Annotated in this window: 21 protein-coding genes and 1 pseudogene; 10 read left to right on the top strand and 12 right to left on the bottom strand. The window is 55.2% G+C overall.

What is annotated here, in order from left to right:
* Positions 1-102: 102 nt before the first annotated feature.
* Genes EL098_RS10875 through EL098_RS10845 form a run of 7 tightly spaced genes read left to right on the top strand, consistent with a single transcriptional unit; the run spans position 103 to position 7,537 of the window.
* Positions 103-1,596, top strand: a complete 1,494-nt coding sequence (locus EL098_RS10875) for an ABC transporter substrate-binding protein (protein WP_126356231.1) — start codon at positions 103-105, stop codon at positions 1,594-1,596.
* The gene (locus EL098_RS10870; RefSeq protein ID WP_126356230.1) at positions 1,593-2,453 is read left to right on the top strand and encodes an ABC transporter permease; all 861 of its coding nucleotides are present in this window, start codon (positions 1,593-1,595) and stop codon (positions 2,451-2,453) included. The genes EL098_RS10875 and EL098_RS10870 overlap by 4 nt, the downstream gene beginning before the upstream one ends.
* Positions 2,453-3,367: an ABC transporter permease gene (locus EL098_RS10865; RefSeq protein WP_126356229.1), complete on the top strand. Its 915-nt coding sequence runs from the start codon at positions 2,453-2,455 to the stop codon at positions 3,365-3,367. Before EL098_RS10870 ends, EL098_RS10865 begins: the two co-directional genes overlap by 1 nt.
* Positions 3,364-4,698 (top strand): M20 family metallopeptidase, encoded by a 1,335-nt coding sequence (locus tag EL098_RS10860; RefSeq protein ID WP_126356228.1) that lies wholly within the window; start codon positions 3,364-3,366, stop codon positions 4,696-4,698. The genes EL098_RS10865 and EL098_RS10860 overlap by 4 nt, the downstream gene beginning before the upstream one ends.
* Positions 4,699-4,735: 37 nt before the next feature.
* Positions 4,736-5,734, top strand: a complete 999-nt coding sequence (locus EL098_RS10855; protein ID WP_126356227.1) for a 1-aminocyclopropane-1-carboxylate deaminase/D-cysteine desulfhydrase — start codon at positions 4,736-4,738, stop codon at positions 5,732-5,734.
* A gap of 2 nt (positions 5,735-5,736) precedes the next feature.
* Complete coding sequence (locus EL098_RS10850; RefSeq protein ID WP_126356226.1) at positions 5,737-6,732, top strand: ornithine cyclodeaminase family protein; 996 nt, start codon at positions 5,737-5,739, stop codon at positions 6,730-6,732.
* Positions 6,722-7,537: a sulfurtransferase gene (locus tag EL098_RS10845; RefSeq protein WP_126356225.1), complete on the top strand. Its 816-nt coding sequence runs from the start codon at positions 6,722-6,724 to the stop codon at positions 7,535-7,537. Before EL098_RS10850 ends, EL098_RS10845 begins: the two co-directional genes overlap by 11 nt.
* On the opposite strand, the gene EL098_RS10840 is transcribed toward EL098_RS10845, so the two are convergent.
* Both EL098_RS10840 and EL098_RS10835 read right to left on the bottom strand, forming a co-directional pair.
* Positions 7,538-9,166 carry a dipeptide ABC transporter ATP-binding protein gene (locus tag EL098_RS10840; RefSeq protein WP_126356224.1) on the bottom strand — a complete coding sequence of 543 codons (1,629 nt, stop codon included), beginning with the start codon at positions 9,164-9,166 and terminating at the stop codon, positions 7,538-7,540.
* A 190-nt stretch (positions 9,167-9,356) separates the two neighbouring features.
* Positions 9,357-9,530, bottom strand: a complete 174-nt coding sequence (locus EL098_RS10835) for a GhoT/OrtT family toxin (protein WP_126356223.1) — start codon at positions 9,528-9,530, stop codon at positions 9,357-9,359.
* Positions 9,531-9,920: 390 nt separating this feature from the next.
* Between EL098_RS10835 and EL098_RS10830 the strand changes: the two are divergent.
* Positions 9,921-11,382 (top strand): annotated as a pseudogene (locus EL098_RS10830) (SH3 domain-containing protein).
* Positions 11,383-11,457: 75 nt separating this feature from the next.
* Here the strand turns inward: EL098_RS10830 and EL098_RS10825 are convergent.
* From EL098_RS10825 to patD, 4 genes are all read right to left on the bottom strand, one after another.
* Positions 11,458-12,210, bottom strand: coding sequence for a hypothetical protein (locus tag EL098_RS10825; protein ID WP_126356222.1), 753 nt, complete (start codon positions 12,208-12,210; stop codon positions 11,458-11,460).
* A 12-nt stretch (positions 12,211-12,222) separates the two neighbouring features.
* Positions 12,223-12,984: an N-acetylmuramoyl-L-alanine amidase gene (locus EL098_RS10820; RefSeq protein WP_126356221.1), complete on the bottom strand. Its 762-nt coding sequence runs from the start codon at positions 12,982-12,984 to the stop codon at positions 12,223-12,225.
* Between the two features lie 271 nt (positions 12,985-13,255).
* Complete coding sequence (gene lysM, locus EL098_RS10815) at positions 13,256-13,702, bottom strand: peptidoglycan-binding protein LysM (RefSeq protein WP_126356220.1); 447 nt, start codon at positions 13,700-13,702, stop codon at positions 13,256-13,258.
* Between the two features lie 76 nt (positions 13,703-13,778).
* The gene (patD, locus tag EL098_RS10810; protein ID WP_126356219.1) at positions 13,779-15,203 is read right to left on the bottom strand and encodes an aminobutyraldehyde dehydrogenase; all 1,425 of its coding nucleotides are present in this window, start codon (positions 15,201-15,203) and stop codon (positions 13,779-13,781) included.
* Positions 15,204-15,465: 262 nt separating this feature from the next.
* On the opposite strand from patD, the gene EL098_RS10805 reads away from it, so the two are divergent.
* Positions 15,466-15,894, top strand: coding sequence for a TOBE domain-containing protein (locus EL098_RS10805; RefSeq protein ID WP_126356218.1), 429 nt, complete (start codon positions 15,466-15,468; stop codon positions 15,892-15,894).
* Positions 15,895-15,938: 44 nt separating this feature from the next.
* On the opposite strand, the gene EL098_RS10800 is transcribed toward EL098_RS10805, so the two are convergent.
* Entirely contained in the window at positions 15,939-16,730 is a 792-nt protein-coding gene (locus EL098_RS10800) for a polysaccharide lyase family 7 protein (protein WP_126356217.1), read from the bottom strand.
* A 143-nt stretch (positions 16,731-16,873) separates the two neighbouring features.
* Here EL098_RS10800 and EL098_RS10795 point away from each other — a divergent pair, with 143 nt between their 5' ends.
* Complete coding sequence (locus EL098_RS10795; protein WP_126356216.1) at positions 16,874-17,746, top strand: MBL fold metallo-hydrolase; 873 nt, start codon at positions 16,874-16,876, stop codon at positions 17,744-17,746.
* A 34-nt stretch (positions 17,747-17,780) separates the two neighbouring features.
* On the opposite strand, the gene EL098_RS10790 is transcribed toward EL098_RS10795, so the two are convergent.
* The 5 genes from EL098_RS10790 to EL098_RS10770 all read right to left on the bottom strand — a co-directional run bounded on the left by EL098_RS10790 (position 17,781) and on the right by EL098_RS10770 (position 23,063).
* On the bottom strand, positions 17,781-18,305 hold the full coding sequence (locus tag EL098_RS10790) for a GNAT family N-acetyltransferase (protein WP_126356215.1): 525 nt from the start codon (positions 18,303-18,305) through the stop codon (positions 17,781-17,783).
* The gene (locus tag EL098_RS10785) at positions 18,292-19,722 is read right to left on the bottom strand and encodes an aminotransferase-like domain-containing protein (RefSeq protein WP_126356214.1); all 1,431 of its coding nucleotides are present in this window, start codon (positions 19,720-19,722) and stop codon (positions 18,292-18,294) included. Before EL098_RS10785 ends, EL098_RS10790 begins: the two co-directional genes overlap by 14 nt.
* 122 nt (positions 19,723-19,844) lie before the next feature.
* Complete coding sequence (locus EL098_RS10780) at positions 19,845-21,152, bottom strand: ABC transporter substrate-binding protein (protein ID WP_164716928.1); 1,308 nt, start codon at positions 21,150-21,152, stop codon at positions 19,845-19,847.
* 7 nt (positions 21,153-21,159) lie between these two features.
* Positions 21,160-22,233, bottom strand: coding sequence for an ABC transporter ATP-binding protein (locus EL098_RS10775; RefSeq protein ID WP_126356212.1), 1,074 nt, complete (start codon positions 22,231-22,233; stop codon positions 21,160-21,162).
* Positions 22,234-22,238: 5 nt separating this feature from the next.
* Positions 22,239-23,063 (bottom strand): phosphodiesterase, encoded by an 825-nt coding sequence (locus tag EL098_RS10770; RefSeq protein WP_126356211.1) that lies wholly within the window; start codon positions 23,061-23,063, stop codon positions 22,239-22,241.
* Positions 23,064-23,065: the final 2 nt, after the last annotated feature.

The following is a 23,065-nucleotide window of genomic DNA, read 5'->3' as shown; positions in this document are numbered from 1 at the left end:
CATGTACTCTTACCACAAATTTATACCACCATGCGAATTAACCTGACGAAACATTCGATATCCGTCAATAATTTAGACGGTAACGTATAGGGATTGACTACAATGAAAGCATCCGGCCGTAAACTCGCAACTCTGGCTGTATTAATTAGCCTGGTAACCCCCTTTAGCTACGCAAGTGAATTAGTTATAGCCCAACCTGCTTCCGCCACCGCGATGGATCCCGGTTTTCTTAAAGAAGCCGCCACCCTGGTGGACAATATTTTCGATACTCTTGTGCTGCGTGATAAAAACATGCAGCTTCAGCCGGGCCTGGCCACTTCCTGGAAAGCGCTGGATGATACGACATGGCAATTTGACCTGCGTCCTGGAGTGACCTTCACCAACGGTGAACCGGTAAACGCCGCGGCGGTAAAATTCTCCATCGACCGCATTCTTGACCCGGCAAACCACGCGCCAACCATTTCATATATCCGCACTATCAAGTCCGTGGAAGTCAGCGGAGACTACCAGGTTCGCATTCATACCGACGGCCCGGATCCGCTGCTGCCAACGCGCATGAGCCGTTATCCGACCTATATCGTTCCTCCTGCCTATGTAAGTAAAGTCGGTGCTGCAGAATTTGCACGAAAACCTATTGGTAGTGGAGCATATACTTTAAAAGAATTTATACCAGATGAACGTGTCGTTATGCAGGCTAATCCACACTATTGGCGTGGCAAACCGACTATTGACCAGGTGACCTGGCGCCCAATCCCGGAGGCGACGGCCCGCATCACCGCCTTATTAACCGGGGAGGTCCAGCTGGTTGACAGCGTACCAGCCGACCTGGTAGCGACGCTAAAAAATAAGCCTGGCATACATCTTGAGCAGGTAAAAGGCGGCGGGCTGACGATCTATCTCGGCCTGAAGAATGGTGAGAAACCTTTAAGTGATGCCCGCGTGCGTCAGGCGCTGTCGCTGGCGCTGAATCGTCAAGCCTACACCAGCCAGCTGCTGCATGGTTTTGGCACGCCAACCGGCACCATGGCTGGCGCGAAGGACTTTGGGTATCTGAATGTCCCGGCACCTGAGCAGGATGTCGCCAAAGCCAAAGCGTTGCTTAAGGAAGCCGGTTATCCGGACGGTTTCACTCTCAAATTCCAGGCCCCGCGCCGCTATATTGCCAGTGCCGAAGTGGCCCAGGCGATCGTGCAGGATCTGGCCGCTATCGGCGTGAAGGCACAGCTTGAGGTTCCTGAATGGTCGGTTTACACCCAGCAGGTCGCCTCTGGTAAACAGGCGGAGATGTATATGCTGGCGTGGGGTTCAACCCAGACGCTGGACGCCGATGCCGCGCTGTACCCTATTCTGCACTCCGGCGAGCCGTACTCCACGGTCAGCAATCCCGAGCTGGATAAACTGCTGAACGCCAGCCGCTCCACAGTTGATGCGAAAAAGCGTGAAGTTATCCTGCAGGATATCCAGAAAGTGGTCGCTAAAGAGCAGCCGCTTATCCCGTTATACCGCGAGGACTCTCTGTACGCCAATAGCGATAACCTGACCTTTACCGGCAGGGCCGACGCGCGTATCCCGCTGTTTGACCTGAGGCTGAAATGATTTTCCCAGGACGCGCCCTGACCCGTCGCCCTCGTCGCCTGATTTCAGGTGACGGCGTGCTGGGGGGCTTTTTGCTCGGTACGGTCATTCTGCTGGCGCTGGTAGCCCCGTGGCTGCCATTGCCTGACCCGTTAACCAACAACCTGGCGGAGACCTTCCTGCCGCCGGGCAGCGAAACGGCGAGCGGCATGCACTGGCTTGGCACCGATCAGCTCGGGCGCGATTTGCTGTCAAGGATCCTGGCGGGTACCCGCCTTTCCCTGATGGTGGTACTACTGGCGGCGGCAATTGCCGCCGTTATCGGCACGCTGCTGGGGATGCTGGCAGGCTACATTGGCGGCTGGCTGGATGCCGTCATAATGCGCCTGATGGATATTCAGCTGGCGGTGCCGTTTATTTTGCTGATTTTGCTGGTGATGGCGCTGTTTGGCACTTCGTTGGAAAACATTATTCTGATCATGGGTGTAACCAGCTGGGCGATTTACGCCCGCGTGGCGCGCGCCAAAACGCTCGAGTTGCGTGAGCTGGAATATATTGAAGCGGTGCGCGCGATGGGCTTTTCCACGCCGCGCATTTTGCTGCGCCACATCCTCCCTAACCTCGCTACGCCGCTGGTTGTGCTGCTGACGCTGGATATCCCGAGGCTTATTGTGCTCGAAGCCTCGATTGGTTTCCTCGGCATGGGTATTCAGCCTCCCACCCCAACCCTTGGCAACCTGATTGGTGAAGGGCGATCCTATATGCTGCTGGCGGAATGGCTTGTCCTGTGGCCTGGGATAATTATTGCGGCGCTGGTAGTCGGCTGTAACCTGCTCGGCGATAGCCTGCTGCGTAAAACCGACACGAGGCTAGACTGATGCTGCGTTACATCCTTTCACGCTTCGCCCAGGCCGTGCTGGTGATGTTCGGCGTCTCGCTGCTGATCTTTTACAGTCTGCACCTGACCGGCGACCCGGCTGCGGTCATGATGCCGCCCGGCTCTTCCCAGCAGGAAATTGAAAACTTTCGCCATGCCATGGGCTTTGACCGCCCGCTGCTCTGGCAATATGGACATTATTTGAACGGCCTGCTGCATGGCGATCTCGGTCTGTCGCTACGCTACGAGCAGCCAGTTACCGAGCTTATCGCCCAGCGCGTGCCTGCTACGCTGCTGCTGGCCGTTTCTGCTCTGACGTGGAGTACCGTCGTTGGCCTGCTGCTCGGCCTCGTCAGCGCGGTCTGGCGCAACAGCTTCTGGGATTTACTGGCCCGCCTGCTCGCCTTTAGCGGTCAGGCTGTGCCCGTTTTCTGGCTGGGGCTGCTGATGATTATCTGGTTCAGCCTGCATCTGCGCTGGCTGCCCTCGAGCGGCTACGGCACTTTCAGCCATCTGATCATGCCGGCGATTAGCCTTGGGGCCTATTACATGAGCGCCATCGCCCGTCTGGTTCGCGCCAGTCTGATAGACGTTCTCGCCCAGGATTACATCCGCACGGCGCAGGCTAAAGGGCTTAGCTCCTGGCGTATCCTGATTCGTCACGGCCTGCGCAATGCGCTGATCCCGGTGGTCACCGTCCAGGGAATGTATTTTGCCTCCCTGCTGGGCGGTGCGCTGGTGACCGAAATTATCTTTGCCTGGCCCGGCATCGGACGTCTTGCGGTACAGGCGATTCAGAACCGCGATTTCCCGCTGGTGCAGGCGATTGTCCTGCTGGCCGCGCTGGTGTTTGTGGTGGTCAACCTAATCATTGATTTGCTGTACGTGGTACTCAACCCGAGGATCAGGCTATGAAGCCTCTCGATGCAACGCTGGATCTCCTGCACCAGCTCACCCCCTTCCGCAGCGTGGCGGGCTATATCGACCAGCAGCGCGAGCTCGCGCTGTGGCTTGAGCGCTGGCTGGTTGAAGAAACCGACGCCGAGGTGCTGTATCCCGTAAGCCAACAGCTTCAGGACGGGGCTCCCCCGCTGGTTCATGTGCGCATTGACATAGGCTCGCCGCGTACCCTGGTGCTGTACAACATGTACGACGTGATGCCCGCCGACGAAGAAGGCTGGGAGGTCGATCCGTTCGTCGGCGGCCTCAAACACTGGTCGGATAAAGGCGATGTCTTTATTTCCCGGGGCGCAGAGAACAATAAGGGCCCGCTGGCTGGCATGCTGATGGTGGTCCGCGACCTCTATCACTCGGGGCGGCTGCATACCAATATTGAAATTCTGCTGGAAGGCGAAGAGGAGACTGGCAGCGGCAACCTGCGGCGCTATCTCGCTCAGCAGCCTTGCCCGGTTGCTCCGGCAGAAGCGGTGCTTTTCCCTTCCCTGTGTGAGTACGGCGGCGGTGCCCCCCGAATTTATCTTGGCTTCACCGGCCGCAGCGGCGGCCGTCTGGTTGTGAAAGGCGGCAGTTGGGGCGGCCCAACAGCGGCTATTCACGCCAGCAACGCGGCGTGGATCGATAATCCTGTCTGGCGGCTGGTGCAGGCGTTAAGCGTCCTTGCACCTCCCCACGCCAACGGCGTGCTCGAAACGGGCAAACTGGACGAAGAGGCCAGCTCGATTCTTGATGACCTTGCGCTTGATTTTAACCTGGCCGACGAACTCACTTTCCGCCGCAGCGAAAAATTCTCCATCAGCGGTGACGCCTACAGCAATCTGGCTTATCTGCTGGGCAGCGCGGTACTGAATATTTCGGAGATCGCCAGCCTGCCGCACGGTGCTCAGGGCGTCATTCCTCCTGAAGCCTTCGCCGATTTAGTGCTAAGAACGCCGCCTGTGGTGAATGGCGAACGCCTGATGCAGCGGATAAAAGAACAGCTTGCCACTCCGGCGCTCGCCGGTGCCGTACTGGAGCCGGGCGACAGCTATCCCGGCTACCGCTTCAGCCTCGATGATGCGGGCGTGCTTGAGCTAATGGCCAGCTATCACCAGCAGCAGGCCAGGCCGCAAATTTGGCCCTGGGCGCCTGGCTGCGCCCCGGCATACGCCTTCGCCCCTGTAGCGCCAGCTTTTCTCATCGGTGGTCTTGGCTACGGCGGCAACGCCCACGGCGTGAATGAATTTGTCACGCTCAAAGGCTTACAGCGCTACCAACAATCGCTTAATGACTGGCTACTCGCCTTTTAAATCACGGCCAGCCGCCGGGAACCAGACAGGATAATGCATGAAAAATGTGAATGATTTTGAACGTGTTACGCTAGGATTCTTCCCCACTCCGCTGGAGTCTTTACCGCGTCTCAGCGAGACGCTGGGCGTTAACGTAAAGATTAAACGCGACGACTACAGCGGTTTTGGCGGCGGCGGGAACAAAGTCCGCAAACTGGAGTATCTGATGGCCGAAGCCTGCCGGGAAGGCGTGAAAGTGGTTATCACCACCGGCGGCCATCAGTCTAACCATGCCCGAATGGTAGCCGCCGCGGCACGTAAGTTTGGCATGAAGCCGGTGCTGGTGCTGCGTGGCGACGAACCTCAAACATACCAGGGTAATCTCCTGCTGGACAAGCTGTTTGGCGCCGAACTGCAGTTCCTCGATCCGGAAGGGTATTTCACCCAGATTGAAGGTGCCATGCAGGCTCATGCCGATGCGGCGGCGGCACGAGGTGAAAAGCCAATGATCATTCCTCTTGGCGGCGCAACGGCGCTGGGCGCACTGGGCTATGTTCGCGCGGTTGAAGAGATGGACGCACAGCTTCGCGCCGCAGGCGAACCCGCCCCGGACGTTATTGTTGCGCCAACGGGCTCCGGCGGCACCCTCGCCGGGCTGTACGTCGGCGCCCGCCGCTACTGGCCGAAAACACAAATTATCGGCGTCAGCGTCAGCGCTAAAGCGGACTGGTTCCAGACCCGCATTTCAGCCATGGCCGATGACTGCGCACGCCTGCTGGACTGGGATCAGAGCTGGCAGCCTCAGGATATCTGGATTGAAGACGGCTTCGTCGGCAGCGCCTACGGCGTGCCTTCCGACGGCGGCATCGAGGCGATTTATCAGGTGGCTCAGCAGGAAGGCGTGCTGCTGGATCCGGTTTACACCGGTAAGGCCATGCACGGCTTGATCGCGCTTGCAGAAACAGGCCGAATTGCACCCGGCAGCTCCGTTATTTTCATGCACTGCGGGGGTTCTCCGGCGCTCTACCCGTTCGCTCAAAAACTGCTGGAGCACTAATTATGCATATATTGAACCGTCAACAGGTGGCCGAGCTCGGCGGCAACGATCCGATTAAAGCGTTGCAGGACGTTGAGGACACCGTGCGGCTGCTGAGAAGCGGCGACGCAATAATGCCGGCGGAAACCCATGTCGATCTCGACACGCCGCTGGGAAAAGTTTACGCCCTCCCGGCAAGAGTTGGCGGGCGGTTCAATGCAACAGGCGTGAAATGGACAGCGCACCGCCCTCGCGCCGCAGACGGCTATCCGCAGGCCATGGCCACTACGCTGCTCAACCGCGCGGATAATGGATTACCTGTCGGCCTGCTGGAAAGCGGCGGGCTGACAGCAACGCGCACCGCGGCGGTGTCAGCCCTTGCCTTGAAGCTGGCCTCGCCCTGCCGTCCTTCACGCGTCTTACTGCTTGGCGCAGGCATTCAGGCTCGTGCTCATCTCGAAATGCTGGCCGCCCATTTCCCCGATCTGGAAATGGTCTACTTCTGGAACAAAACGCCGGAGCCGCTCGCCGGGATGCTCAGCCATTCGGGCGAGCTGCCCTGGCCCGTCACGCAGTTTGAAACGCTGAACGATGCGCTGCGCCAGCACTGGGACGCATTGATAACCTGTACCAGCGCCAGCGAGCCTTTTTTACGGCCCGGGATCTGGCGTGCGGGAACGATAGTGCTACAAATCGGTTACCACGAGGTCGCCTTTGACACGATTGCCGCCGCCGACAAAGTGGTGGTAGACCTTTGGGGCGATTTTAAGCTCACCAGCGCAAAAAGCCTGTTTCAGATGTACCGTGCCGGTCTTTTTGATGAGAAAAACGTGGCGGCAGATTTAGCTGCTCTTCTTGTCGATGGCTGGCGTCCTGCGGAAACGGACAGAGTTTATTTCTCCTCCTTCGGCCTTAACGTGTTTGATATCGCCCTTGCCGCTCGCGTTCTGCAGAATGCAGTTGAACAAGGGCAAGGCAGCAACCTGCCTTTTGGCTGGGAGTCTGGCAATGCTGATTAGCGCTGGCGACCTGCAAAAACGCCTCGCTGCAGGAGAGCAATTTGTATTACTCGACGTGCGTGAACTGGAACAGTGGCAAACAGCGTCGTTACCGGGTGCGCTCAGCCTCAACGTTTACGACTATTTTGTTCCCGACTCCACGCCAGAGGGTTACGCCGCGATGGCTGGTGCTTTTGTTCATGCATGGCAGCAGCTCAACATCGCGAGCGGATCTACGCCGGTATTTTTCGAGCAAAGCGTGGGGATGCGTTCTCCGCGTGGGCTTTGGTTCCTGTGGTTTGCCCTCGGTTCAGACGGGCTGATTTTAGACGGCGGAGTGGATGCCTGGATCGCCCAGGGAGAAAAGCTATCGCCGGGCAACGGCGCGCAGGCAGTGGTGATTCCCGCTGGCGCACCTAAGCGTCAGCCGGCCATGCCTGAACTCGCTGCTACGCGCTGCGAAACGATCGACGCCGATCCGGGAATAACCCAGTTGCTGGACGCCCGCAGACCAGCAGAATATGACGGCAGCTTCGTTCACGAATGCTGCGCGCGAGCCGGGCGTATTCCTGGTTCAAAACTCTTGTTCTGGGAAGATGTCGTCGAGAATGGCCGGTTCAAATCGGCAGAAACCCTGGCGAGTATTGCCGCCACGACTGGGTTTACGCCATCTAAAAGAGTCATTATCTGGTGCCACCGCGGCGCAAGAGCCGCTACGGTGCTGGTTGCACTGAAGCTTGCAGGCTACCAGAATGTTGCCGTTTACGTCGGCTCCTGGCACGAATGGGCGGGACACGCTGAACTGCCGCTGCTGAGCGGAGAGTAATTACGCCTCTTTACGCAACCTAAGCGCCTGCTGAATATCCGGGGCGGCGGCAATTAGCTGCCGCGTATATTCATGCTGCGGCCGATCAAGTACCTGCTTTGTTGCCCCTGTTTCGACTATTTCACCGCGATACAGCACCACAACCCTGTCGCACGCCTGACGAACTGCGCCCAGGTCATGGCTGATAAACAGGACCGTTAAGCCCAGGCGGTCACGCAGATCGGCGAGCAGCGCCAGGATCTGCCCGCGCACGGAGAGATCGAGCGCGGAAACGGCTTCATCGGCCACCAGCAGTTCAGGCTCCAGCGCCAGCGCTCGGGCAATTGCTATACGCTGGCGCTGACCGCCTGAGAATGCAGACGGCAGACGGTCTGCCACCGCAGCATCCAGCCCTACCAGCTCCAGTAACTCACGTACCCGGTTTTGTATTTCACCCGCAGACCTTAATTTATGAACCCGAAGCGGCTCGGCAATCTGTTCACCTACCGGCATTTTAGGATCAAGACTCGCATACGGATCCTGGAAGATGATCTGCGCCCGACGGCGCATCCCCTGCTGCTGCTGACGACTGGCGCGACGTACGTCCAGGCCATCGAAAATAATGGTGCCGCTGTCGGCAGGAATTAAGCCTATTGCTGCCCGGCCCAGCGTTGTTTTACCCGAACCTGACTCGCCGATAAGCCCGACAATTTCACCCCGTTCGATTTCGAGGCTGGTAGGTTTTAATACGGTCTGACGGATGGCAGGGAAAAACGGCAGCGCATGCGCCCGAGGATAGCTTTTAGTCAGCTGAGACAGCTCTACCAACGGCGAACGTGTAACGTCTTTACGCCGAACGGCACGCGGTTCAGGCTGGGAAGCGGCAATCAGCCTGCGGGTATAGTCGGCCTGCGGGTTGGTCAGCAGCGTCGGCACCTCGCCCTGCTCAACAATATTGCCCTGATACAGCACGCAGGCCCGATCGGCATAGCGGGCAACCACGCTTAAATCATGGGTGATAAACAGAATGCCCATCGCCATTTCCTGCTGCAGATCCTGGAGCAGAGACAGAATTTGTGCCTGAATGGTGACATCCAGCGCGGTGGTAGGTTCGTCGGCAATCAGTAGCGCTGGCTTGCAGCTGATAGCGCTGGCAATCATCACTCGCTGACGCATGCCGCCGGATAGCTGATGAATATACTGCTTTGCCCGCTGCTCGGGGTTCACAATGCCGACCCTGTCCAGAAGGGCTACGGCCTCGCGGTGTGCCTGCTTCCAGCTGAGTTTTTGATGCCGGACCAGCACTTCCGCAATCTGCTCACCCACCTTCAGCACCGGGTTCATGCTGCTCATCGGCTCCTGAAAAATCGTGGCGATCTGTTTCCCACGCAGTTCGCGAGGATAATGTTGACCGCCTGTCGACACGACCTGCCCGTTAAACGCAATCTCACCGCCGGTTTGCCGAACGCCTGCCGGTAGCAGGCCCATCACCGCCAGAGAAGTTAGCGTTTTCCCTGAGCCAGACTCCCCCACCAGAGCGACAATCTCCCGGCGTTCAACGCTGAAGGAGACGTCCTGCACAAGGGGCTTTCCTTCCAGCGTACTGAGGCAAAGTGAATTTACGGATAACAGCGGATTTTGTTCGGCCATAGGGATCCCAGACGGCAGCTAACATCGTGATTTTTGAGACTATAATATCTTCCCAGGCGCCACAAGATGATTTGCTGATAGCTTATTCATTTGCCCTTATCGGGGCAAAAAGAGGGATCTAACCTTGAGATAACACTCCGCGGCGAGGGTAAAACTGATTCGCCGCAGACGGTCTGGAAGCACAGCGGGTTTAGAAGAGAGAGAACAGCAGCGCAACCGGGAAACTCATCGGCCATGTCGCCCCAATCAGCACGGAGCAAAGCAGCTTAATGCGTTTAGAGTCTTTGGCGAGCAGCCAGGTGATCCCGGCGCAGATTAGCGACATTACGGCGTAAAAAACCAACATGTGTTGATAAAGCGTCATACAAGACATTACTACTTGTTAAAAAATTTTGCAGAATATGCTCTTTTTTATGACGCAGATCAAGTTTAGAAACTTAATTTACTCACCCTTTTCCCGGCTAAAACGCCGGCGCGTTACGTGACAACGATCACATTTCTTAGCCTCTGTGGCCATCTTTCTCAACCGAAAATCAATCGCCGGTGCTTTGTTGTATAAATTTCCCCCACCCTTCCTGAAAGATACAAATGCGCATTTTTAACTTTCAGGGAGCCTGATCGTGAAGGTAAAACATGGAAAGATTTGCTTATTCTGACATATCGGACAAACTCTGCCTCACGCGGTCCCCTTACAGATACGCCACCCCGGACTAGTACACTTATCGGCGGGCCTGGCGCTCCCGACAGTGTCTGTATGAAAAAAAAACATATTTCAGAAGGAATAAAACCCCTTTGCCTGATTATTCCCCTGCTGTTATCAGCATGCCATACCGTCTCGCACGGGCCGGGACTAAATGACGAGACGTCTGCCGGTCATCCGCCAGCAGACTATATCGACCCAACAAAATCGCTCTTCCCCCTGGCTAATTACCCGCAGTCCGTCGATAAATGGTTCCCACCAGGCCCGGGTATGCTTCTCCCTGTGATGGATAGCGCGGCACAACAGCGTCACTTTTTCTGACCTGAAATCACGCTATTTTGGCATGGGGTTGGGCGAAACGTCTCCGTGGAACCCCTCTTATATCGCCTCTGTATTGACTAAGGGTGCTGAGGCTGGTCGTGATGCCAGCATCAGGGAGTATCTTGGGGAGCAAAGTATTTCCTGGGCGGAGAACTTCAGGGTTCACCCGAACAGCTGGAAACAGCAGGTAAAGGATAACGCGATAACCGCCATAGACGGTGTTTATCGCCCTTTGGCACGAGGGATAGCGGTAAGCGAAACCCTGGTCAGGGTTCTTCCGACCGCCGACCCGGCTTATGGCGATCCCCGTCAGGCCGGGCAGGGCTACCCCTTTGACAATTTACAGATGTCCTCTGTTCGTGCTGGTACCCCTGTTTACGTGCTGGCAACAAGCCGCGACAAAAGCTGGAAATACATTATCTCCCCCACGATCGTCGGATGGGTACACAGCGAAGATATTGCAGGGGTGGATCAGCAGTTCGTGACCGAATGGCTAAGGCTGGCTGGTAAAAACCTGGGGGCATTTATCAAAGACCCCGTTTCCGTCCATGACGCAGACCAGTATTATTTTACGGCACGCCCTGGAACCCTTTTACCCTTCAGAAATAAACAGCACGGCCTTTTTAATGTTCCGGTGCCCGTACGTAAAAGCAATGGCCTCGCACAGATTCGTTGGGTCAAACTCGGGGAAGATGAGTTTGTCGCCATGCCATGGAAAATGACGCCCGGTAATATGGCTGTACTGATAAAGTCGATGAGCGGCAGGCCCTATGGTTGGGGTAATTATAATTTTTATAATGACTGCTCTGCCGAAATACGTAGCCTCATGATGCCCTTTGGCCTATTTCTCCCGAGAAATTCTGCGGCACAAATACAGGCTACGGCCCGGATTGTCGACCTCAGCCAGGAGAATACCAGCGGACGGCTTCGTTATCTTGCAGAGCATGGCCGGCCATTCACCACGTTGGTATACATTCCGGGCCATATCATGCTGTATATCGGTAATGCGGTCATTAATGGACAGAGTGTACCAATGACTTACCAGAATATATGGGGACTGCGACCGGCTAACGCCGACAGTCGGAGTATTATTGGCGGCGCCGTTATTTTCCCGCTGCTCGCCTCTTATCCGGAGAACACGAGCCTGGTGTCACTGGCCGGCAAGGTGAAATTTAAGCTGGGTTTTATTGAATAATTGAGTGGTATTAATCTTCTGTGTTTTTTAAAGTGACCGCCTCGACGGTCACTTTTTTAACATCATGCATAGATTTTATTTCAGCAACCTGCCCTTGATTATTTTAAGATGTTCATCTTTTAAATCTTCATACTTCCAGATAAACAAACCTCCGAGTTTAAAATCAAGCACCTGGTCGATAAAATAATTTAAACTCCAGTCGGTCAGCCCTTTTGTTGTCAGGGCGAGAATGCACTTGTTATTTTCTGCCCCGTGCGCCAGCGTCTGTTTCAAAGCAGGGATAACATTACCGATAATGTCCTCCTTACTCCACATGGCGGATGCATAACAGTAATGGATAAGACGGTCACACTGTCCTGACTGGATGATATTTTTAACCTTAGCGTTCAATTTCTTTCCGGTATCCGTGGCTGGATGATTGTAGGAATATCCGGCAATAAAACCAAAGCTGGTCTCTTTAGCATCCCCCTTCAGATGTTTCATGGTCTCAATGACAAGATCGGTATTCATATTGCATTCATCATCAAAATCCACGCCATCCCAGCCCCGGCTTTTTGTGGCTTCAGCAATTCTCAGCACTTCCTCTGTACTGGACGGTTTTCCTTCCGGAGAGCACCCGCCTCCGCCATAGACCCAGAGTGTCTTCCCTTTGAAATCGGGTGTGTTATCGGGTTTATCCTGCTTTTCCGGGCTCCACCCCGGGCTGGCAGATGTGCCGGTTGTCAGTCCGTCGAGGTTGGTAACCATGCCATACATCATGACGTCGAATTCCTGAAGGGGTTTACCAGACAGTGACTGACTCCACCCACCCAAAATTATTTTATCCATGGCTGTATCTCCCTATTTGTATTTTTCCACAAGAGCATAAAGGATCGCCGCAGTTTCAATATCGAGTTCACCGCTGTAATTACATGGCCGAAAATGCAGCTGAAAGGCACGGATTAACTGAGCATACCCGTCATCAGTTGCTGAACCTGAGACGTCGTAGCCATACCGTTTTAGCATTGCCGTTATGTCATCTTTTGAAGGTAACGAAGCGCTGAACTGCTCTTCATATTTACTCTTTGTTTCCTCATCAAACCAGGCCCCCACGCCGGCTGCGTACAGCTCTTTCCATGGGAAAGCTGGGCCGGGATCGCTTTTCCTTCCGGGGGCGATGTCACTGTGCCCGACAATATTCACTGGCGTAATATCTGGGTAGCGCTGGAGGATATTTATTGCCAGTGATTTTATGGCCTCAATTTGTACCGCGTTATAGGGCGGAAAGATAAATACCCCGTTGTTATCGGAAGCTAAATTGACCGTCTCAATCCCTATTGAGGTATCGTTAAGATTACTGCGGTCGCCCCACGAACTGACGCCGGCATGCCATGCGCGTTCATTCTCATCAACCAGATTAAAAATGCGCATATCATTAAAGCCGGCATCTGTATATGATTTATCTGAAGGATCTGGCACAAGGTAATGTGCACTGACGGAAGGGCCTGTTAGCGAAATAATCGAGTTTTCAAAATCGAGCGCGGTATAATGAAATACCAAAAAACGGACCCGGCGATTAAATCCTTTAACTGAGCGATAACTATTATAGTCAATTTGATACATACAAACTCCTTTCATATGTTGTTATTCAATGCACTCCACTCTGTCAGAGTCTGCTCATATGAATAAGTTCATAGGAAAAGGCGGGCATCATTCATTTAGGATTTTTCATATTATGCAACATCATAAAGTAAAGGTCTGTTTTGGCGATATATTTAGCCAGAAGGCGATTTGCCTTTTCGCTTTTTCATCAGATATTTTTTATGAGTTTGAGAAGCGAGGCTTAGCATTACAGACAAAAGAGAAAACCCACCGAAGTGGGTTTCTGGGGCACTTAAAGCTTAGGAATAATCAGCACCTGTCCGGGATATATTTTATCTGGATGGCTTAACATTGGCTTATTTGCTTCAAAAATGGTGTTGTACTTGTTGGCATCGCCGTACACGTGTCTGGAAATCGCGCTTAGCGTGTCGCCGGATTTCACGGTGTAATAAGTGGCTTCCTGAGCAGAATCCGTCGCCTGGATGTTGTTCTCAACGCTGCTGATACCCGCTACGTTGCCAACGGCGACCTGAATCTTCTCTTTGAGCTCCTGGGTAAGTCCCTCCCCGCCGGAGATCACTGCCTTGCCATTTTCCACGGTAACATTCACTTTTTCAGCGCCGGGAATACCGCTGTTTTTCAAATGCTCCTCAAGCTTGCTTCCCTGCTCGCCTTCATTTCCTTTCAGCGAATCCCACAGTTTCGCCCCTGCGTCTTTGACAAAATCAAATAATCCCATGGTCTTTCCTCCTGTTTACGGGTCCCTGTAAGCCTGGCAAAAGCAGAGGAATCTGCCAGTTACTCCTTTCATAAGGTCAGTGTTTTATCATCACGTGCCGAATAACGGTGTAATCCTCCAGGCCGTACAGCGACAAATCTTTGCCGTAGCCTGACAGCTTCTGCCCTCCGTGCGGCATTTCGCTGACCAGCATAAAGTGGGTATTAACCCAGGTACACCCGTACTGCAGCCTCGCACTAAGGCGATGCGCCCGACCAACGTCCTGCGTCCAGACCGATGACGCCAGGCCGTAGCTTGAGTCGTTGGCCCACTCAAGCACCTGCTTCTCATCCTCAAACCGTGTGACGCTGACGACGGGGCCAAACACCTCTTTTTGCACGATAGCATCGCCCTGCTTCGCCCCGGCCAGCAGCGTAGGTTGATAATAATACCCCTCACCCTCCACCTTCTTGCCGCCCGTCACCACCGTAATATGAGAAAGCGCTTTTGCGTCCTCCACGGCCTTGCTGACGCGCTCAAGATGCGCTTTTGAACTCAGCGGCCCCAGCTCTGTATTTTCATCCTCGGGCGGCCCATATTTCAGGCTCGCAACCGCTTCGCCGAGCTGCTCAACCAGCCTGTCGTAAATTCCGCTTTGGGCGTAGATTCGGCAGGCGGCGGTACAGTCCTGCCCGGCATTGTAGTAACCGAAGGTTCGCACGCCCTCAACCACCGCCTGTAGATCCGCATCGTCAAACACGATAACCGGCGCCTTGCCTCCCAATTCCATGTGCGTGCGCTTAATCGACGGTGCGGTGTGGCTAATAATATGCTCCCCGGTGGCGATAGAACCGGTGAGCGAAACCATTCGCACTTTCTCATGACCGGTCAGCGCATCCCCCACGGTGGGGCCACGACCAAACAGCACATTAACCACCCCAGCGGGGAAAATATCTTTTGCCAGTTCGGCAAGCTTGAACGCGGTAAGCGGCGTTATTTCAGAGGGCTTGATAACCACGCAGTTCCCGGCCGCAAGCGCCGGAGCCAGCTTCCAGGCGGCCATCATCAGCGGGTAGTTCCAGGGGACAATAGACGCAACCACCCCAACAGGATCGCGGCGGATCATCGACGTATGCCCGCTCAAATACTCTCCGGCGGCCAGCCCGCTAAGGCAGCGGCTCGCGCCGGCATAGAAGCGGAAAACGTCCACGACAGCAGGGATCTCATCATTAAGTACGCAGTGGAAAGGTTTACCGCAGTTTTGCGACTCAAGGCGCGCAAAGTCCATGGCGTTTTGCTCAATGGCATCGGCCAGCGTCAGAAGATGCTCCGCACGCTCTTTGGGCGTGGTTTGCCCCCATGCGGAGAAGGCGTTATCAGCCGCCAGAACGGCCTCGTTAACCTGCTGAGCCGTAGCTTCCGCAACTTCCTGCAGCAGCTGGCCGGTTGCCGGATTGTAGACCGGCTGCTTTTCCCCAAGGCCGTCCACTAGCTGGCCGTTAATCAACAATTGGTTTTGCATTCCGGTCTCCCCTGCAGAGGCGCACTGGCGCGCCAGGACTGAGTGAAAAGCATAGTTCCGGCGTTACGGTGTCAGCGTCATAGCCTGGGGATTTTCATCAGGTTGTGATGCACTGCGCAGTAAACCCGCGAAACCACGTGACTCCCTTTGGTATAACAGGCTGAAGAGAAAATGAGGTATCTATTGAAAATTAATATGAAAAGAAAGCGGCGGCCCCTATGCTTCAGGCAGCCCTTTTCTCCGTTTACCGCCAGGAGGCCCTATGACCATTTCAGCACGTAATCAATTAACCGGTACCATCAGCAACGTTACGGATGGCGCAGTCAACGACGAAATCGAATTAACCCTGAACGGCGGCGGTAAGCTGGTTGCCGTCGTCACCCGCAGCAGCAAAGACGCGCTGGGGCTGGTCAACGGCAAAGAAGCGCTTGCTTTGATCAAAGCCCCTTGGGTGGTGCTGGCAAGTGAAGATTGCGGATATCAATTCTCCGCCCGAAACCAGTTTCCCGGTTCGGTTAAGGCTATTGCCGAAGGCGCGGTAAATACCACCGTCCATATTAAGACCGATGCAGGCTTTGAATTAACCGCCGTGGTCACTAACGAAGCAGCAGATGAAATGGCCCTGAAGGCCGATAACCGCCTGCTGGCGCTGGTGAAAGCCTCTTCCGTGCTGATTGCCGTGAAGAAATAAAAGCCACTCATCCGGCAGCCGCTCCGGCTGCCGGTTTTAACAAGCTACTGATAGCGCAGGTCGAGTTTACTGTAGGCCACCACGGCTTCAGAACCGTCCTGGTTTTTGTCCTGGTTATAGTTACCCGCCTTAAAGTAAAGCGGGATCCCTTCCCAGCCCTGTTTCGGGTAGGTGAATGTTTTACTGGCCGTTTTTCCTCCGGCACTGGCTTCAATCGTCACTTTCATGCCGCTCGCCGTGCCTCTGGCTTTAATGCTGTAGTCGATTTTTTCCTTAAGCCCTACGCCCGAAAGCAGCGTAGTGCGCTTCTCCGCATCGCCGTAGTTCTCTTTTACGCCAGCCACTATCTCGCCATTCTGCCAACGCAGCTTCAGCATCTCCGAACCGCCGGGTTTGTCGCCGTGGATTTGCGCAAAGATGATTGAACGCGTGGACGGGTTTTTCACGATAAACACCGATCCGCTTTGCTGATTTTCGAAATCGTCGCCGTTAACAAAATTATGGCTCGCCCTCAGCTCGACACGAGGATATTCACTGTGCGGCGTAGAGCCAAAGCCGGACGGCGCTTTAAACATCATAGCTCCCGCCGGAATGGCAGAGTCGCAGTTTTTTTCACCGCCGCAGTTGCTGTAGAAATAGCGGTTGTGCAGCTCCGCCGTTATTTTCACCTCGTTCGGTTTTTCACTGCCGTCAAAGGATTGCAGCAAATACTCCTTCGTCAGCAGCGGATAGTTTTCTCCCGGCGTATTCTGGCCATTCTCAGCCCATGCGCTGGCGCTCAGCGTGACCAAAAGCAGGCCAACCGGCGCCACATAACCTACTGTTTTACCCTTCATCTTTTACCCCGACGCAAATGTAAACCCGCTCAATCAGCTAACCATTAATCCCTGCAGATGCTTTACTTTAATTCTGTTGCTGTGACCTTTCAGTGGTAACAATGGGTTTCCGGTTCTTAACATGATGCATAATGGGAATACTGATGATCAAAAAACTGCTCGTTTCGGTGCTGTTTGCAGCCAGCTACTCTTCTTTTGCGCTGGCGGATAACGCGGGCGCTGCGTTTAAAACGTTTCCGCTCGGTAAGCTTGAGGTCACGGCGCTGCACGATAAGGATAATTATCTGAGCAATGACGCTAAAGTGCTTGGCGTAGACGTGGGGGAAAAAGCGGTGGCAAAGGTCCTCTCAGCGGCCGGTGCGCCTACGGACAAAATCAAGCTCAGCGTCGATGCTCTGCTGGTTAAAGACGGCAGCAAAGTCATTTTACTGGATACTGGTCTTGGCCCAGGCGCTGAGGGGCAGCTGATTGGGAGCCTTGCAAAGGCGGGCTATAAGCCAGAACAGATAACCGATGTGCTGATCACCCACGTTCATGGCGACCATATTGGCGGGTTGCTTACCGCTGACGGCAAACAGGCCTTCACCAAAGCCACGGTGCAAATTTCTGCCCCGGACTGGGACTGGCTGCAAACGATGCCGAAGATGAAGGCGCTGGTAGAGGCCGTTAAACCGCAGGTGAAAACCTTCAAACCCGGCGACCAGGTATTGCCCGGCATTACTTCGGTGCCGCTGCCAGGCCATACGCCCGGGCATGTTGGCTACCAGATTGTCTCCGGCAAGCAGCGGCTTTTAGATATTGGCGATTCGGCGCACAGCTCGATTGTTTCGCTGGCGAAGCCAGAATGGGCGATAGCCTATGACAATGACCGCACGGAAGGCATTGCTAACCGCAAGGCGCTGCTGGCTAAGCTGGCCGCAGATCGCGAGCTGATTTTTGCCCCACACTTCCCGTTCCCTGGCGTCGGACATATTGCGGCTAAAGGCGAGCATTACGTCTTCCAGCCAGCAGAGTAGCCTTCCCATAAAGCCGGTCCGCCGGCTTTTCCTCTTACACGCGCTCGATCTGATACCAGACATGCCGCAGCAGCGAGTGTCCCTCCGGGAGCATCGGATGGTCAAACTCGCCGCTTCGGCGCATGCCTGATTTCTCCATCACTCGCTGGGACGGTTGATTCGAAAGCGCGGTAAAAGCAACGATGCTTTCCAGCCCATACTCTTCAAAGCCTACGCGCAGAGCCTCTCTTGCTGCTTCAGGGGCATAACCTTTTCCCCAGAACGCTGGACGTAATCGCCAGCCAATTTCAACGCAGGGAGAAAACGGCAGCGCATACATTGGGCGATTTAAGCCAACGAACCCGGCCAGTTCACCGCTGTGTTTTTCTTCAACCGCCCAGAAACCAAAGCCGTTTTGCGCCATACGCTGGCGAAATGCCTCCAGGTAAGTACGGCTCTCTTCCGGCGTTAATGGCTGTAAAAAATAGCGCATCACTTCCGGGTCGGCATTCATTTCAGCAAACGCCGGTAAGTCATCCTCACGCCATGGCCGCAGCAACAATCTTTCAGTCTGGTACAACGCTCTGCTCCTCGATCAATTGCGCGATTAAACGTGACAACGTCACAGCTGCCTGCTGTTCTCGTTCGCCCCACGCCCACGAGGCGTTAAAGCGGAAGTAGTTATCCCATGCCCGACCGGTAGTAAACATTTTACCCGGCGCGATACTTATCTTATGCGCCAGCGCCCGCTCGTTAAGCAGGCTGGCGTCCACGCCCTCAGGCAGCTCAATCCAAAGGAAATAGCCGCTTTCGCTGCGGTGGATTTTCACCGCCGTCGGTAAGAGTTCGCTTAGCGTCTGCCACGCCTGCTGCTTACGCTCGGCCAATTGCCTGCGTAGCCGCCGCAGGTGGGTGTCATAGCGCCGGGTGGCAAGGAAGTCGACCAGCGCCAGCTGCATTGGCGAACTGGTGGACAGGGTGCTCATCAGCTGCAGTTGCTGAATCCGGCGGGCGTGTTTTCCGGCGGCCACCCAGCCGATGCGAAAGCCAGCTACCAGGCATTTCGAAAACGAAGAGCAATGCAGGGTCATGCCCTGATTATCATAGGCTCTCGCCGGCAGCGGCCTTTCACGTCCGTAGTAAAGCTCGCTGTAAACATCATCCTCAATTAGCGTGACGTTATGTTCTTGCAGCAGCTTCACCAGCTGCGTTTTTTTCTCCGGCGACAGCGTCACGCCCAGCGGGTTCTGGCTGTTGCTCATTAGCCAGCAGGCTTTAACCGGGTATTCCGCTAAAGCCTGCGCCAGCGCATCGAGATCGATGCCGCTAACCGGGTCGGTGGCAACCGACAGCGCTTTTAGCCGCAGACGTTCGAGCGCCTGCAGCGCGCCGTAGAAGCACGGGTTTTCGACGATCACCCATTCGCCCGGCTCGGTCACCGCCTGAAGGCTGAGATTAAGCGCCTCAAGCGCCCCTGCGGTAATCACAATCTCGTCCGGGGAAACCTGTATTCCCTGCTGGGCATAGCGCCGGGCGATGGCATGGCGCAAAGCCTCATTGCCCGGCGGCAGGCTCTCAATCACGCTGATGGCGGTAGCGGTTTTACTCACCGCAGACATAGAGCGATTAAGCTGCTGGAGAGGAAACAGACGAGGATCCGGGAACGCGGAGCCAAACGGCACGACGGACGCATCCGTGCTTGCCTGCAAGACATCAAAAATATAGGTGTTGATATCGACAGTTTCCGCGCGGGTTACCTGGATTGCAGGCGGCGCGGTACGCGTAACGGGCCGGGGCGCAACGTAGTAACCAGACTGAGGCCTTGCAACGATTGCCCCCTGACTTTCAAGCATCTGATAGGCGTGCCCTACGGTCATAAAGCTCATCCCGCTGTGACCGACCTGCTCGCGCAGCGACGGTAAACGGTCGCCCGGCTGCCAGACGCCGAGAGCAATCTGATCGAGGATCTGCTGTGCCAGCTGCTGGTACTTTTTCATGCACTACTCCCTGTCTATATCACAGCGATAAAAATACGCTGTTTTGTGTAACTGTTATAGTCAGAAAGTGATTTATTAAGACGAGGAGATCGGGCGGCAGAGCCGCCCGTAATACGAGGAGACTACTTCACGTCTGCCAGCGCCGTTTTCTCGACGTAAGGCTTCATCAGGCTATCCGCCGTTTGCTGCGCCGATTTCGCTGCGGCTTCCGGCGTCACTTTCTGGTCATTCACCACCGCCGCCAGCTGGTTTTCCATCGCCTGACGCACGGCAACCGTTTCATAAGTCGAATACCAGGGATGGGCATATTGCAGCTGATCCAGCGCGATTTGTGCGCGGGGATCTTTCTGCAGATACTCTTTCATTTCCGGCGTGTCATAAGAAGCTTTCAGCGGCGAGAAGTAGCCGGTGAAGCGGCTCCATGCGCCGTTGACCTGCGGGCTAACCAGATAGGTCAGGAACTGATAAGCCGCTTTTTTCTGCGCATCGGAAATACCTTTGAAGCTCACCAGGCTTGCACCGCCGATAGGCACCGCACGCTGTTCTTTGGCGGGCATCATAGCCACTTCCATATCAAAGTCTTTGCTGTTTTCTCGCATAAAGCCCAGCGCACCGGTGCTCAGCATCGCCATGCCCAGCTTGCCGCTAAAGAATGCGGCGCTGATCTGCTTGGAGTTGAGCACGCCAGACGGCATCACCTTGTCGCGATAAACCATATTCTGCCAGAAGCGCAGCGCGCCGATGGTGGTCGGCGAATCGTAATACACTTCGCCTGGGTAGTTTTCGTTAAAGTAGTTACCGCCGTTAGCGCGAACCAGCGAGGAGAAGATCCAGCCGCCGTAATCGTCGTTGGTGGAAGGCAGCATAATGCCCCACTGCCCTTTGCTGGCGTCGGTCAGCTTCTTGGCATCGGCCAGCATTTCAGCCCAGCTCTGCGGTGGCTGCTTGATGCCCGCCTGGTCAAACATCGTTTTGTTGTAATAAAGAATTGGCGTGGAGTTATGGAAAGGTATCGCGTAGGTGACGCCCATGACCTGCGCGTTCTTGTGCATTGCCGGCCAGAAGTCGTTCATCAGGAAATCACCCGCCTTGCGGTTGCCGTATTTAAACAGCTCGTCCATCGGCAGGATCTCGTCCTTCAGCGCCAGATCGGTGGTGAAGTTGGCCGACATAATCACCAGCGCGGGAGGCTGTCCCGCCTTCTGCGCGGATTCAGCTTTAATTTTGGTGGTGTCATAGCTGCCGGTAAAAATACCGCGTACCTCAACGTCCTGCTGCGAGTCGTTAAACGCCTTGATGACTCGGGTCATCTCCATCGTCAGCTTGCCGTCGACGGGTGCCGGGAACATAAAATCAATTTTCTCTTTTGCCAGCGCTGCGCCGCTCACGGCCAGCGAACAGCAAACGGCAAGCGCCCGCCATTTATGCATCAGGGGGTTAAACATGGTCAATCTCCTGGTGTAAGTTGTGGTGAAAGTCTGTGTGGAAAAGGTGAATATCCGATGCGGAAAAACCCAGGGTGAGCGTGTCGCCTTTTTCTGGTACCTCACCGCGGTGGCGGCGGGTGTAGCGTAACGTCCCGAGGGGGGTGCTGACATGGAGCAGATAATCTGCGCCCATCAGTTCTCGTTGCAGCACCGTCGCGCTCAGCGTCAGGTGCTCTTTCTCTGGCCTGTCGGTCAGGTGCTCCGGGCGGATACCGAACCAGACGCTCTTTTCGGAGCTAGCCGAAGGAGGCAATAGCAGGTTGAGCGTAGCGGGCAAAACGCGCCCATTGTCACAGGACAAAGAAACCAAATTCATGGCGGGGGAGCCAATAAAACCGGCGACAAACAGGTTGGCCGGATGAGCATAAAGATGCTCTGGTTTCCCGACCTGCTGTACCTTCCCGCCGTTCATCACCACAATCCGGTCGGCCATCGACATAGCTTCAGTCTGATCGTGGGTGACGTAAATGGTGCTGGTCTTAAGCTGATGATGCAGCGCCATAATACTGTCGCGAACCTCCGTGCGCAGGCGGGCGTCCAGGTTAGACAGCGGTTCATCCATCAGGAACAGGCGCGGATTACGCACAATCGCTCTTGCCATTGCCACGCGCTGACGCTGCCCACCGGACAGTTTGGCCGGTTTACGATCCAATAGTTCGCCGAGCTGCAGCATAGCGGCAACCTGCTCGAGCCGTGGTTGCCAGCTGGTTTTATCTTCTTTACGGATCTTCATGCCAAACGTAATGTTGTCGCGCACCGTCAGGTGCGGGAACAGCGCATAGTTCTGGAAAATCATCGCGAAGTTACGTTCGCGGGGCGACATCGACGTAATGTTCTCCCCATGGAGCCAAATCTCGCCGCTGCTGACCTCTTCAAGACCGGCCAGCATTCGCAGCAGCGTACTTTTTCCGCAGCCAGAAGGCCCAACCAGCACCACAAACTCTCCTTCTTCGATGCTTAGCGACAGCGCGTCCAGCGCCGCTTTACCTTCAAACTGCTTGCTTACGTGATTCAGTCTTAACATGGCAATTAACGCTCATCTATCGGGCAGCTGATCGCCGCGTCATACAGCCACGGACCTGCATAATGCGCCAGAGAATGCTGGTAGCTTACCCACTGCTCCCCTACCTGACGGTGCATCAGGCAGGACGGCGGAGAAAGATCGTAGTACGGGCGGCTGTCTTCAAAGTGGTACGGCACCTGATGTACCGTGCCGGGAATGGTGGCAATCGTTGCCTGTCGATATTGGGTCATCGTCAGGCAGTGGTTATGACCGCAGAAAATGCGCACCAGCGAAGGAAAACGCGCGACCAAATCCAGCAGCAGATGGCCGTTTTCACAAGCGATTTTGTCCATTTGCGCGTTCCCCAGCGGCAGCGGAGGATGATGCATAAAGACCGCCGTTGGCCTGTCGCCGCTCGCCGTCAGCTGCGCTTCAAGCCAGGCGACGGTGTTGTCGGTCAGCCAGCCTTTTGAATGCCCTGCGAGGCTTGAGTCAATAAACAGCAGGCGGGTAGCAAAATCGTCAACGGCATAACGAATATTTTCCGGATCGTGGCCCAGCAGCGGGCAGAGCGGGCTCAGGTACTCAAGGAAATGGGCCTTGTCATCATGGTTGCCGGGGATCAGAAAAAGCGGTGACTTGAGGGTACCGAGCACCTGGCGAGCAACCTGATACTCTTCCGGGCGGCCGCAGTTGACGATGTCACCGCTAACGATCGTCGCGTCCGGGCGTTCGCGCAGCGCATTCAGCTGCGAGACCACATCGGCATTGCCAGCATTTATATCGATGAAGCCATACAGTTTCTGGTTCTGACTGCGGAAATGGGTGTCGGAAATATGGGCCAATAACATCA

This window comes from Cedecea lapagei (assembly GCF_900635955.1).
Classification (GTDB): Bacteria; Pseudomonadota; Gammaproteobacteria; order Enterobacterales; family Enterobacteriaceae; genus Cedecea; species Cedecea lapagei.
This window is presented reverse-complemented; position numbering and strand designations above follow the sequence as displayed.